Annotated in this window: 8 protein-coding genes and 1 pseudogene; 5 read left to right on the plus strand and 4 right to left on the minus strand. The window is 42.6% G+C overall.

Features of this window, described 5'->3' with window-relative positions; genetic code table 11:
* Nucleotides 1-6 precede the first annotated feature (6 nt).
* A complete protein-coding gene (locus NBH15_RS19465) occupies nucleotides 7-903 on the minus strand; it encodes a DMT family transporter (RefSeq protein WP_046145102.1) in 897 nt (298 codons plus the stop codon).
* 5 nt (nucleotides 904-908) lie between these two features.
* Entirely contained in the window at nucleotides 909-1661 is a 753-nt protein-coding gene (truA, locus tag NBH15_RS19470; RefSeq protein WP_244050879.1) for a tRNA pseudouridine(38-40) synthase TruA, read from the minus strand.
* Between the two features lie 122 nt (nucleotides 1662-1783).
* On the opposite strand from truA, the gene NBH15_RS19475 reads away from it, so the two are divergent.
* The 3 genes from NBH15_RS19475 (at nucleotide 1784) to NBH15_RS19485 (ending at nucleotide 6962) form a co-directional block, all read left to right on the plus strand.
* On the plus strand, nucleotides 1784-3382 hold the full coding sequence (locus NBH15_RS19475) for an aspartate:alanine exchanger family transporter (protein ID WP_128133549.1): 1599 nt from the start codon (nucleotides 1784-1786) through the stop codon (nucleotides 3380-3382).
* 116 nt (nucleotides 3383-3498) lie between these two features.
* Nucleotides 3499-5616, plus strand: a complete 2118-nt coding sequence (locus tag NBH15_RS19480; RefSeq protein ID WP_250823336.1) for an AAA family ATPase — start codon at nucleotides 3499-3501, stop codon at nucleotides 5614-5616.
* A gap of 674 nt (nucleotides 5617-6290) precedes the next feature.
* Entirely contained in the window at nucleotides 6291-6962 is a 672-nt protein-coding gene (locus NBH15_RS19485) for a YczE/YyaS/YitT family protein (RefSeq protein ID WP_007659087.1), read from the plus strand.
* 50 nt (nucleotides 6963-7012) lie between these two features.
* Here NBH15_RS19485 and NBH15_RS19490 read toward each other — a convergent pair whose 3' ends face one another.
* Complete coding sequence (locus tag NBH15_RS19490) at nucleotides 7013-7633, minus strand: DUF4923 family protein (protein ID WP_250823334.1); 621 nt, start codon at nucleotides 7631-7633, stop codon at nucleotides 7013-7015.
* Nucleotides 7634-7747: 114 nt separating this feature from the next.
* On the opposite strand from NBH15_RS19490, the gene NBH15_RS19495 reads away from it, so the two are divergent.
* Both NBH15_RS19495 and NBH15_RS19500 read left to right on the plus strand, forming a co-directional pair.
* A complete protein-coding gene (locus tag NBH15_RS19495; RefSeq protein ID WP_250823335.1) occupies nucleotides 7748-9751 on the plus strand; it encodes a hypothetical protein in 2004 nt (667 codons plus the stop codon).
* An 11-nt stretch (nucleotides 9752-9762) separates the two neighbouring features.
* Nucleotides 9763-11165 (plus strand): annotated as a pseudogene (locus tag NBH15_RS19500) (MFS transporter).
* Between the two features lie 498 nt (nucleotides 11166-11663).
* Here NBH15_RS19500 and NBH15_RS19505 read toward each other — a convergent pair.
* Nucleotides 11664-12887, minus strand: a complete 1224-nt coding sequence (locus tag NBH15_RS19505) for a FecR family protein (protein WP_128133553.1) — start codon at nucleotides 12885-12887, stop codon at nucleotides 11664-11666.
* Between the last annotated feature and the right edge of the window lie 61 nt (nucleotides 12888-12948).

Below are 12948 nucleotides of genomic sequence, written 5' to 3' on the forward strand. Positions count from 1 at the left end.
TATTGTCTATTTTGTCCCCAAATATAGGAATATCATTCCTAACAACACAAGGAATAAGTCCACAGCCTTGCTCTTTAAGTTTTTTTCATGGAAGAAGATCGCTCCGGCTACAAAAGTAACCAGTACATTGCTACGGCGTACCATGGATACGATCGAGATCATTGAATCTGGGAAACTCAAGGCATAAAAGTAAATCCAGTCGGCAATGATCAGGAATACGGAGATAAATACGATATTCCAGTGCCACACAAAAGGCGTACTCTTCTTACGCTGCGGATACCATAGTAACAACAGGATCGGCAACATGATCAGACACTGATAGACATTGAACCAGACCTGCACCGTCATCACATCCATACTTCCCATCAGATGCTTATCGTACAAGCCGCTCATCGCACCGGTTATTATGGAAATAATCGTGAAGAATATCCATTTGTTATGGGTAAAGTTTATCCCTTCTTTCTTTCCCGAAGAGGAAAGCATATAAAATGAAGCGATGGAAAGCAAAACCCCGATCCACTGATACAAATTCAGACGTTCCCCAAAAATGACCATCGCTCCGACCAAAGTAAGAACAGGCTGTGTGGCCTTGATCGGTCCCGTGATGGTAAGCGGCAGATGCTTCAATGCAAAATAACCGGATATCCAGGAAGACAACACGATCACCGCTTTGATAAATACAGCCACATGCGCCTCAAAAGAGACACGGGGAACATAAAACATAGTATCGTCCAGCACATTCGTACAGAACGATAAAAATATAAACGGAACGAAGATAAGGCTGCTTATCAACGTATTCAGAAACAATACCGGAATTACGGCATTCCCGTTCAGGGAAATCTTTTTATTTACTTCATAACATCCCAACAGGAATGCTGAGGCAAATGCTAGCGCTAACCACATGATGATTAAATATTAAAAATATTTTCAGGATATGTTACATCCACAAGAAAAAGTGCATGCCCCGGAACAGAAGTTCCGGCCTTGCATCTGTCTTTGGCCTCTATTACTTTACGAAAACCCTCTATCGTCAACTTTCCGCGTCCCACCTCCAATAAGGTTCCGACGATCGCCCTCACCATGTTACGCAGGAAACGGTCCGCCTGGACAGTGAATACCCAAACATCGCCTTCCTGTTCCCATCCCGCCTTATAAATACGGCAGTTATTCGTCTTTACATCCGTATGCAATTTGCTGAAACTGGTGAAGTCGATATAATCAAACAAGACCTTACATGCCTCATTCATCGCTTCAAAGTCCAGCTGACCGCTCATTCTATAAACCAGATCATAATTGAACGGATCTTTCCGGGTAGTTATATAATATTTATAGGTACGGGAAGTGGCGTCAAAACGGGCATGCGCTTCCGGCCTGACCGGTACGATCCGGTAAACGGCAATATCTTTCGGAAGTAAACGGTTCAACTTCTCCGCCAGGAAAGGCAGGTCGGCAACCGGTTCGCCCCAATCAAAATGGGCAACCATCAGCCGGGCATGAACACCTGCATCCGTACGTCCTGCACCGACAACCGGAACCGGCTGGCGCAGCAGTGTAGCCAGGGCCTCTTCCAGACATTGTTGTACAGTCACACCATTGGGTTGTACCTGCCAACCACTGAAATTCTTACCGTTATAACCTAAATAAATAAAGTATCGATTCACGTGCGGGATAATCTTCTTAATAATTCGCTGCAAAGGTAACAGAAATCTCGCCAGGAGATTGCCCATACATCCAAAAAAGTGTACTTTTGCGCTCTCAAATCTTCACAATAAAACTATTTGACATGTTTGCAACACTGCTTCAGTCTTCCTATTTTGCTCTTTTCCTGATCGTTGCATTAGGATTCATTTTGGGCAGAATACAGATTAAAGGTCTTTCTCTTGACGTTTCAGCCGTCATTTTCATTGCACTTTTGTTCGGTCATTTCGGAGTGATCATACCTAAGGAACTGGGTAACTTCGGTTTAGTGTTATTCATCTTTACCATCGGTATACAGGCCGGTCCGGGATTTTTCGATTCTTTCCGGTCGAAAGGGAAAACACTGATTATCCTCACCTTGTTAATCGTTGGTTCCGCCTGCCTGACAGGTTTGATATTCAAATATGCTTTAGGAATCGATACACCAAGCATAGTCGGACTGATAGCCGGGGCACTGACCAGTACACCGGGTTTGGCGGTTGCAATCGACACGACCCAGTCTTCCTCCGCTTCCATCGCCTATGGTATTGCTTATCCGTTCGGTGTGATCGGCGTGATCCTGTTTGTCAAGTTATTACCCAAAATACTTCGTATAGACCTGAATGCAGAAGCACAGGCTCTGGAAGCAAAAAGAAAAGGTAAATATCCCCCATTGCATACAGCTGCTTTCCGTATTATTAACAGTAATATTTGCGGCAAAACACTAGCACAACTGCAATTGCGCAGCATGACAGGAGCCGTCGTCTCCCGTATCAAGCATAACGAAAAAACATCTATTCCCACAGCACAAAGTGTTCTGAAAGAAGGAGATTTGATCAAAGCCGTCGGTAATGACAAATCACTGGAACAACTGGAAATATTGGTAGGCGAACGCATCAAAGGGGATCTCCCTTTCAACAGTACACAAGAACTTCAGTCTATGCTTATTACTAATAAAAACGTAATAAATAAGACATTAGGATATTTAAACCTGCAAGGAACTTTCAACTGCACGGTAACCCGCGTCCGCCGAAGCGGTATCGACCTTCCTCCCGAACCGGATCTGGCACTAAAATTCGGTGACAAACTGATGATTGCCGGAGAAAAAGAGGACTTAAAAGAACTTGGACAGCTACTCGGAAATGATGAGAAAAAACTTTCGGATACCGATTTCTTCCCGATTGCCGCCGGTATCGTACTGGGCGTATTGTTCGGAAAACTGAATCTGTCGTTCTCCGATTCATTCTCGTTCTCTCCGGGACTAACGGGAGGTATCCTGATGGTGGCACTTGTTTTAAGCGCAATCGGAAAAACGGGCCCGATCGTATGGTCCATGTCAGGTTCAGCCAACCAGTTACTGCGTCAGTTAGGGTTGTTATTATTCCTGGCGGAAGTCGGGACATCAGCCGGCGTTAACCTGGTATCCACTTTTCAGGAAAGCGGATGGACGCTGTTCGGTGTCGGCATGGCAATCACGATGGTCCCGATGCTTATCGCTTTAGGATTCGGTTACTGGGTCTTTAAAATCAATATCCTTGACCTGATCGGCACCATCGCCGGAGGTATGACCAGTACGCCCGGACTTGCCGCAGCCGACTCTATGACAGACAGTTCCGCACCGAGCATTGCATATGCTACTGTTTATCCGATTGCCATGGTTTTCCTGATCCTGTTTATCCAGCTGATCGCAAACCTGATTGTCTGATAAAAAAGGAACAATAAAAAAAATGCGCTTGTTAGCTTGATTTTTAGCTTATAAGCGCATTTTTCACGTTTTTTTATTATATATTTGCAGATACCATAAACAATAGATCTATGATGATGCAAATGAACCAACAATTTGACCTTGCCTTCAACTTCTTACAGAATACAGGTACTCACCTTTTTCTGACAGGTAAAGCCGGAACAGGAAAAACAACGTTTCTGAAAAGACTTAAAGAAGTTTTCCCAAAACGTATGATCGTTGTTGCTCCCACAGGTGTAGCCGCCATCAACGCAGGAGGTGTTACAATCCATTCATTCTTCCAGTTACCGTTTGGTCCTTATCTCCCCTCGGCAAGCAGGGAGGCAGACCAGGCAAAAAATTTCACGAATAAATTCAGCCGGGATAAGATTAATATCATCCGAAGCATGGATTTACTGGTGATAGATGAAGTCAGTATGGTACGAGCCGACCTGCTGGATGCGATCAGCGACGTACTTTGCCGCTATAAAGACCGGACAAAACCTTTCGGTGGTGTACAACTATTACTGATCGGCGATCTGCAACAGCTGGCACCTGTTGCTAAAGACGACGAATGGAACTTATTGAAAGAACATTATCCGTCCACCTTTTTCTTCGACAGCAAAGCGCTTTCGGAAAGCAATTACTACTGCATCGAACTTACCAAGGTGTATCGCCAAAATGACAGTACATTCATCTCCCTGCTGAATAACATCAGGGAAAACAGATTCGATGAAGAAACATTAAACAGTCTTAACCAGCGATATATACCCGATTTCGCCCCGGACGACCAACAAGGATATATCACACTTACAACACATAATTATCAGGCACAGCAACTCAACAACCGGAAGTTAGCCGAATTGCCCGGTAAGTCATACACCTTCAATGCCGAAATAAACAACGACTTCCCTGAATACTCTTATCCAACCGATAATCAACTGGAACTGAAAAACGGAGCCCAGGTTATGTTCGTCAAAAATGACTCTTCCGGCGAACACCGGTACTACAACGGTAAAATCGGTAAAATCGTTTTTATCAACCCGAACAAAATAACGGTTGTCGGAGAAGACGGCAATGAAATACAGGTAGAAAGAGAAACCTGGACGAATGTCAAATATACGATCAATCCGGACACCAAAGAAATAACAGAGACGGTTGCCGGTACTTTTAGCCAGTATCCGCTGAAAACAGCTTGGGCGATCACGATCCATAAAAGCCAGGGCTTGACTTTCGAACATGCCATCATCGATGCCTCGGCAGCCTTTTCACACGGCCAGGTCTATGTGGCACTCAGTCGCTGCAAAACCCTGGAGGGATTGGTTTTAAGCAGTCCGATCACCCGCAACGCGATGATCAAGGATATGAGGATACAGGAATTTACCAGTTCCGTCACCGACAAACAACCGGGGAAAGAACAGTTGGAACAGGCGCAACAGCAATATTACCTGGAACTGGTTATCGAACTTTTCAATTTCGCCTCCATCCAGCAACGCCTGCAATATGTCGCTTATACGGTATATGCCCATTTACAGAAATTATATCCGGAACTCAACACGCAATATGCCAACACCCGTGATGCCTTCCGTTCCGTAATAACAGAAGTAGGCGGACGCTTCCAACAGCAACTGACGCGCATGATCTCCGGAAACCCCGATTACCAACAGGACGAAGCCATCCAGGAACGTGTTCGGAAAGGAGTAGCCTATTTCATCGAACGTATCGACAGCCTGTGTACATCTCTCGAGGAAAACTCCGCTGTCGAAATAGATAACAAGGAAAGCCGAAAAGCGGTGAACAATGCGATCAGCAAATTTACGGAAGAACTCCATTTAAAGCAGGAGACGCTGAAAGCATGCGTAGACGGTTTTTCTGTCGTCCGCTATCTATCCGCCAAAGCAAAAGCGTCCATCGAACCGCCCGCATCCGCTAAAAAACGTTCCGAACGTTCTTCGCAGCCAGCCAAAGTGACTGTTTCGAGCGACGTTCTTCATCCCGAACTCTATAACAGCATTAAGCGGTGGCGCTATGAGCTGGCAACAGAAAAAGGGTTGCCTCCTTATACAATCCTTCAACAGAAAGCATTGCTTGGTATTGTCAATACTCTACCTTCCAATTCACGCGAATTGCTTGCAATCCCCGGAATAGGGAAAAAGGTAATCGAAAACTATGGTAGTGTACTGCTGGAACTTGTTGAAGAATATAAGAAGCAATAGAACAGAATCACTATTTTGCACCGACTATCATAATGGCTATTTTTTGAGCTTATTTTATCACTTTAGATACAAATAAGCTCAAAATAAAAACAGACACATCTCACAGGAAAGAGCTTCCAGATAGATTGATATTACATTTTTTAACACGAAGTAAAGGTTTATCATTTTGATAACTTCATCTAAAACAAATTTCAATCTCGTTTAAAACGAGTTTTTTCTCGTTTTAAACAGATCCCTGGTTTATTTAAGATGAGTTTTTTTGTTAATAAAGCACAAAAACACGCTAAAAAACAGTTCAGAAACAATACTTTTTATGCTAAACAGCATATTTTACACTCTAAAAGACAACGTCATACGAACAAAATAAAATTATCAAAAACATCAGCATAACAGAAAATAAAAAGACAAATATTTACAACCGCGAGGTTTCAACATCTGTTTAACACAAAACCTCGACTTATAATAGCTATTTTCCTAACCTAACCCATCCAGGAATCGTCTACACAAAGGCCAGGCTGACCCAGGATTCAAATAGTGCCTCCATTCCCCCGTTAAATTATCATTTTGATAATAATTTATTCACCATAACATCCGGTTTTGAAAAATAAATCGGATATTTGCATATCTTTTTCTAACTATCAAAAAGAAAGAGATCAGACAAATAGAGATTTGATATGGATATAAAAGAACTATTAAAAAAGTATTCAGTATTTATTTTAGGATTATATTTTTTAGCTGTAGGCATTGTATTGATCGTTCGCTCTGCATTAGGAACCACTCCTATCTCCAGTGTAAATTACGTGTTAAGCCTTAATACTCCTTTATCATTAGGAACATGGACATTCATTGTAAACGTACTGCTGATCCTGGGACAGTTCTGGTTGATCCGGAAAGACAGAAGTCGTCAGGACACGATAGAAATACTTCTTCAGATACCTTTTTCCTGCATATTCTCCGCTTTCATTGATTTCAACATGGCTTTAACAAGCAATCTGCATCCGTCCGGTTACGGCATGTCGATGGCCTTATTGCTCACAGGATGCCTCATACAATCCATCGGCGTAGTGCTCGAAATCAAACCGAAGGTAGCTATGATGAGTGCAGAAGCATTTGTAAAATATGCATCCCGATGTTATAATAAGGAATTCGGAAAGTTCAAGGTGTATTTCGATGTTACCCTGGTCACTTTAGCCGTACTCATCTCCCTCATGTTCACCCAAGGCATTGAAGGGATACGCGAAGGTTCACTTATTGCCGCCTGTATAACAGGCTATATTGTAAGTTTCCTGAACCAGAAGATCATGACCAGAAAAACACTCTACAAAATATTGCCGGGACTGAAATAAAAATGGATAGTCCGAAAAGACCACCCACTTTCAAAATATACTACTTTCTTCTATTTCTTCAATTCAAACCCCAGCATCATCCCGTCATACTCGCTGGCCAGTTTATTGACCAGTTTCAAAGTGGAATTGTCAGATATCGATGATAATTTGGTCAGAAAATCCAGTAACTTATCCGCATTGAACAGCAAAGACAGCTCATCTCCGGAAATCACGACGTGGGCTGTTAAAGTTGTCACTTTCAGTTTTCCGCCCAATGCATATTTCAGTTCAACCGTTTTCTCATCCTGATTAACAGAGAAAGTACCTTTCAATGTCTTTTTCTTTAATGCATTGGTAAACGTACTGTCACTATTGAACACATAGTTGAACATGCCTTCCACAATACCGACCTTGGCACAATACGTTTTCAGCTTTTTCTCCAATTCACCAGCAGCCACGCTCCCGGCTACATTCTTCAATGCATTATCGCCTTCCAGCTGAACGGCTGGATTGGTATACGTCCACGTTCCCTGCAAGTTCTCTACTGTCAGTTTCTTTCCGCCAGTTACAGAAGTAACCGCATCCTTTACTGTAGATGAATTCAATAAGTCTTTCAACGATTGTCCGTAAGCCTGGCCGGATACGAACAGCAGGATGCATATAGCAGCCATTAATCCCCACACTTTTTTCATACCTCTTGTTTTACTCTTTTTAAAAAACATACAAAGATACAAATATTATCCCTACATTTGTTTCACGCTTTTATTTACACTACAAAAGATCTTGAACTTAACAACATAAGTCTTATGAGAAATCTAACTAAACGCATTTGTATTATGCTTATTTGCTCATTAGCGTATCTGAACGGACAAGCATCCATCGATCCGTCCGTCATACAATCGACCATCAGCACGTTAACCTCCAGGGACAACAGTAACAAACAGAGTATAGAAAAAGGAGTCAGCCAGGTTGCACGTCTTTGGCTGGAAACAGACGGCGACGAAAAAGCCTTCCGCTCTTTTTGTGAAGACAATTATATTGCCGATCCGGATGAAAAGTATCAGGTATTCCTCAAGATCAGCGACTATCTCGAAGGTATCAGCGGTCATTTCAATGAGATGTCGCTGCGCTTACAGAAAAATTTGCAGCTGGATAACGGTCCGTTGCACCCCATCGATGAGAAGTTCGGTTCATACAGTCCTTCAAGCCATTTAAGCGATGACTTATACAATAATAAAATAGCTTTTATCATCGCACTAAACTTCCCCCACCTTACCCTGGAAGAAAAAGAAGCATTGGGCACCGACCGCAAAGCCTGGGCCTATGCACGTCTGGGCGACATGTTCACGGAACGGATCCCTGCTGCATTGTTGCAGGCAGCTTCCAACGCAGAAAGCGATGCCGACATTTATATCTCCCAGTATAACATTTACATGGGTCATGTAATGAACAAAAAAGGTCAGCATCTGTTCCCTAAAGACATGATCCTGCTGTCACACTGGAACCTGCGTGATGAAATCAAGGCAAACTACAACAAGGGGAAAGAGGGACTCGACAAGCAACGCACCGTTTACGAAGTGATGAAACGGATCATTTCACAGGATATTCCTGTCGAAGTAATCAACTCAGGGACGTATGAATGGAATCCATATACAAACATGGTACAACAGGAGAACAAGGAAGTAAAAACGACTCCCGAATCGACTGTCCGTTATCAGAAGATGCTGAACAATTTTAAGGCCATGCAAGACATTGACAAATACACAGGTAATACCTATATCGACCGTAAATTCAACGACGATATGGAAGTAGCTTTGCAGGATGTTGAAAAACTGTTCGATGAATTTCTGTCCGCTACCGAATTGAAAGAAATCGGCAAAACGATCTCCAAACGTCTGGGACGCAAACTGGAAGCCTACGATATCTGGTACGACGGTATCAAAGCCCGCAGTAATCTCGACGAGACCAAGCTGGATGCACAAACGCAAGCCCTTTACCCGGATGCGGCAGCTTTGGACAAGAAGTTACCGGACATTCTTATGAAGCTGGGATTCAGTGCCGAACGGGCCAACTATCTGGCCGACAAGATCACAGTCGATGCCGCCCGTGGTTCAGGGCATGCCTGGGGAGCATCCATGAAAGGACAGCAGTCACGTCTCCGCACACGTATTCCGGCAGCAGGAATGAATTATAAGGGATACAACATAGCTATCCATGAATTCGGTCACAATGTAGAGCAGACTTTATCGCTTTATGATGTAGACTATTATATGTTGAGCGGCGTACCCAACACTGCATTTACCGAAGCGCTGGCTTTTGTTTTCCAGAAACGTGATCTCGAAATATTGGATATCACCGATCCGAATCCGGAAAAACAGGCGATGGAAATATTGGATAAAGTATGGAGCATGTATGAAATTTGCGGTGTTTCCATGTTGGATATTTCCGTATGGAAATGGATGTATGCCCATCCGGACGCAACGGCCGAACAGCTGAAAGAAGCGACGATCGCATTATCGAAAGAGATATGGAACAAATATTATGCGCCTGTTTTCGGAGTAAAGGACGAGACGGTACTGGCTGTTTATTCGCACATGATCAGCTATCCATTGTATTTGTCGGCTTATGCTTTCGGACAAATCATAGAATTCCAGCTTGACCAGTATCTGGAAGGCAAGAACTTCGCGAACGAAGTAGAACGGATTTTCCGTCAGGGACGTTTAACCCCTAACCAATGGATGATACTGGCTACAGGAAGTCCGCTGACCGTCGAACCTATGCTGGAAGCTGTAAGACAAGTTATTAAGTAAACAAGACATAAATGATATTACAAAATCGCGCCATAACTGTAAGTGAGAACGACGGACTACCGTTACCTAAACGTTACTGGGCTATACTGGCCACAGCTTTAGGTGTCGGAATGTCCGTCATAGACGGAACAATTGCAAATGTCGCTTTGCCGACAATAGCCCGCGACCTGGGTACTTCACCGTCTGTCACGATCTGGGTTGTCAACGCTTACCAGCTGGCAATCACCATTTCGCTTCTTTCCTTCGCTTCATTGGGAGACATTTACGGTTACCGGAGGATTTACTTATCAGGAATTTTACTATTCAGCATCACGTCAGCCATCTGCGCCCTTGCCGATTCGTTCTGGATGTTGACAACCGCACGTATCTTACAAGGATTCGGAGCTGCCGCCATCACAAGTGTTAACACGGCATTGCTCCGAATCATTTATCCCAAACGTTTCCTGGGCCGCGGCATGGGGATCAATGCCCTGGTCGTCGCCGTCTCGATTGCCGCCGGACCGACCATTGCATCCATCATCCTGTCTTTAGGTTCGTGGCACTGGCTTTTTGCCATCAATATCCCGATCGGCATTGCAGCCTTGGTGATCGGTCTGATGCATTTGCCAGCCAATCCGGTTAAAGTCACCGGCCGCCGTTTCGACAAGCTCAGTTGCCTGATGAACGCTCTTACATTCGGATTACTGATTTTCTCGCTGGAAGGTATTGCCCATAAAGAGAACACAACTTTGATCATAGCAGGTATAGCCATATTGTTTATGATCGGTTATTTCTTTGTACGCCGCCAACTGCGCCAACAGTTTCCGTTACTTCCGGTCGACCTGATGCGCATCCCGATCTTCTCCATGTCGATCGGCACGTCAATATGTTCTTTCACCGGACAAATGCTGGCAATGATTTCCCTCCCCTTTTTCCTTCAGGGAGCATTGGGACGAAGCGACGTAACGACCGGCCTGCTTCTTACTCCCTGGCCGTTGGCAACGATGATCATGGCCCCTCTTGCCGGACGATTAGTCGAACGGATTCATGCCGGTATACTGGGAGGTATCGGTATGACAATATTTGCTGCCGGTCTTTTCCTTTTGGCCGTTTTACCCGACAACCCGACAAATACGGATATTATATGGCGCCTGTTTATCTGTGGAGCCGGATTCGGTTTATTCCAGACACCCAATAACAGCACGATCATCTCCTCTGCCCCTTCCAACCGAAGCGGAGGCGCAAGCGGTATGCTGGGAACAGCCCGTTTATTAGGACAGACACTGGGAGCAACACTAGTCGCTATGATATTCAATCTGTTCCGAACAACAGTACGCAAGCATGTTTGTATCTGGCAACAGGATTTGCCGTGGTAGCCGCAATAATCAGTAGTTTAAGGATTTCACAGCCGAGGCCGTTGAAAGGATTTAAATAAAAATTCAGTTATATAACACAAATCTTTTCATCTCACAGAACGAATTATTAACTAATATTTTTATTGGGAAACAGCATGAATACAATAAAATAGGGAAAAATAGCCCGCCAAACAGGGACTTTATTTTTCAAGACATAAGGCTCTTTATCATCAATTTGAAAAATTAACTTAGTTCTAGACGAACTAAGTCAGAATAAAAAAATACATACTCACTATTTTTTTCTACAGACGCAAAAACATCACTGATAGCCACATTTGATAAATCGAGTGACAAACGTGTAGATTGTGCATAGGACAATTCAGCCAAAAGAGATGAATTTACTGTAAAAAGCAAACACAACACTACACAAACTGCGTGTATTTTTCTTTTAATTTTTAGATATTCCATAATAATATAATAAGTTTTCCTTGATATTAATATTTTACTTGTTAACAACACAATGGTCTATTGTTTTATACAATACTAGGTTACGGCATGTTTTATCTATTCATAGGCATTCATTTTTTATTATTGATACTATTTACTTCAATCAAATTCCCCTTACGATGAAATGAAACTGATAACGTTTTCTGGAGTGTTTGAAGAACTTGGTCCATATTATCAAACAACACCAGCTTACCAGAGCATTTCACTTGTTCTATATCCGGTGGATAGCTAAATTGAACACGGTAATAACGTGAGATACTACGTAGTACCTCACCTAAATTTTTCTCCCGGAACTGGAGAACACCATCTATCCATGAGATATAATCGTATACATTCACCTGGCTAACAGACATCTGCCCATTTTCCAAGACTAAGAGATCATTTGGTTTGATAATTTGTTTTCCGCTTTTATATCCTTCAACCGCAACACTTCCTTCTTTCAGTACAACAGATTGGAAATTTTCATCCTTATATGCAACTATGCCAAAAGATGTTCCTAAAACTCTGATTTCCATCTGGTTCGTTTTTACATAAAATGGACGCAATGCATCTTTGGTAACTTCAAGATAAACTTCCCCTTCCACATAAATCATTCTTTTTTCTTTTTCAAATATTTCAGGGAATTGAAGCACTGTGCCTGAATTTACCCATACTTTCGTACCATCAGGCAAAATCAATGAAGAATGACGTCCTTTCGGTACGCTTAACACATTCATATGATTACCTTTTTCCTTTGCTTCACCAGTACACTTCCTCTCTGTAGCCTCTAGATTATTAATGTCTTTATCCGTCACCTTGATTTTCCCTTGTTGATCGACTAAAATTGTCGCATTATCAGAAACCTTCATTTTTTCCTGTGCCAAATGAAGTTCTACTTCTGTCTGATTAACATCTAACTGGATATCATCCACCAAAGACAGAATATCTCTTTCCTGAAATAAATTTTCTTTAGTAATCAAAAATAATGAGCCCAATGTACATATAATAAGAATACAAGCTGCTGCATATTGCCATGTCAGACGCATTCGCTTTGGTTTTCTGAATTTTCTTAAATCATTTATAATATTTTCTTTAAGAGATTCTTTTTCAATTGGCGACAGTTTTCTATTATTCAATTTCAACGAACGAACCATTTGCCTGGCCTTCTCTATATTTTCTTTCTCTTCCGGATACAGTGTCAGATAATCATCAATCCACACCGATTCCGACTCTTCCGTAGGAAACAGACACCAGAGAATAAAGGAATCGTCATGTATTAACTGGTCAACAGTTTTTATATGCTGTTTTTTATTCATTTTGCTTTTTCATTTTAAACAAGACATTAATTTCCCCAATTTGGCCCCATTTTATATGTTA

It is taken from the genome of Parabacteroides caeci, assembly GCF_023656795.1.
Taxonomy (GTDB): domain Bacteria; phylum Bacteroidota; class Bacteroidia; order Bacteroidales; family Tannerellaceae; genus Parabacteroides; species Parabacteroides segnis.

Excerpts from the sequence above, each read along its gene's own strand:
- NBH15_RS19465 (WP_046145102.1), bottom strand. The coding sequence starts at position 903 with ATGTGGTTAGCGCTAGCATTTGCCTCAGCATTCCTGTTGGGATGTTAT.
- NBH15_RS19475 (WP_128133549.1), top strand. The coding sequence starts at position 1,784 with ATGTTTGCAACACTGCTTCAGTCTTCCTATTTTGCTCTTTTCCTGATC.
- NBH15_RS19480 (WP_250823336.1), top strand. The coding sequence starts at position 3,499 with ATGCAAATGAACCAACAATTTGACCTTGCCTTCAACTTCTTACAGAAT.
- NBH15_RS19485 (WP_007659087.1), top strand. The coding sequence starts at position 6,291 with ATGGATATAAAAGAACTATTAAAAAAGTATTCAGTATTTATTTTAGGA.
- NBH15_RS19490 (WP_250823334.1), bottom strand. The coding sequence starts at position 7,633 with ATGAAAAAAGTGTGGGGATTAATGGCTGCTATATGCATCCTGCTGTTC.
- NBH15_RS19495 (WP_250823335.1), top strand. The coding sequence starts at position 7,748 with ATGAGAAATCTAACTAAACGCATTTGTATTATGCTTATTTGCTCATTA.
- NBH15_RS19505 (WP_128133553.1), bottom strand. The coding sequence starts at position 12,887 with ATGAATAAAAAACAGCATATAAAAACTGTTGACCAGTTAATACATGAC.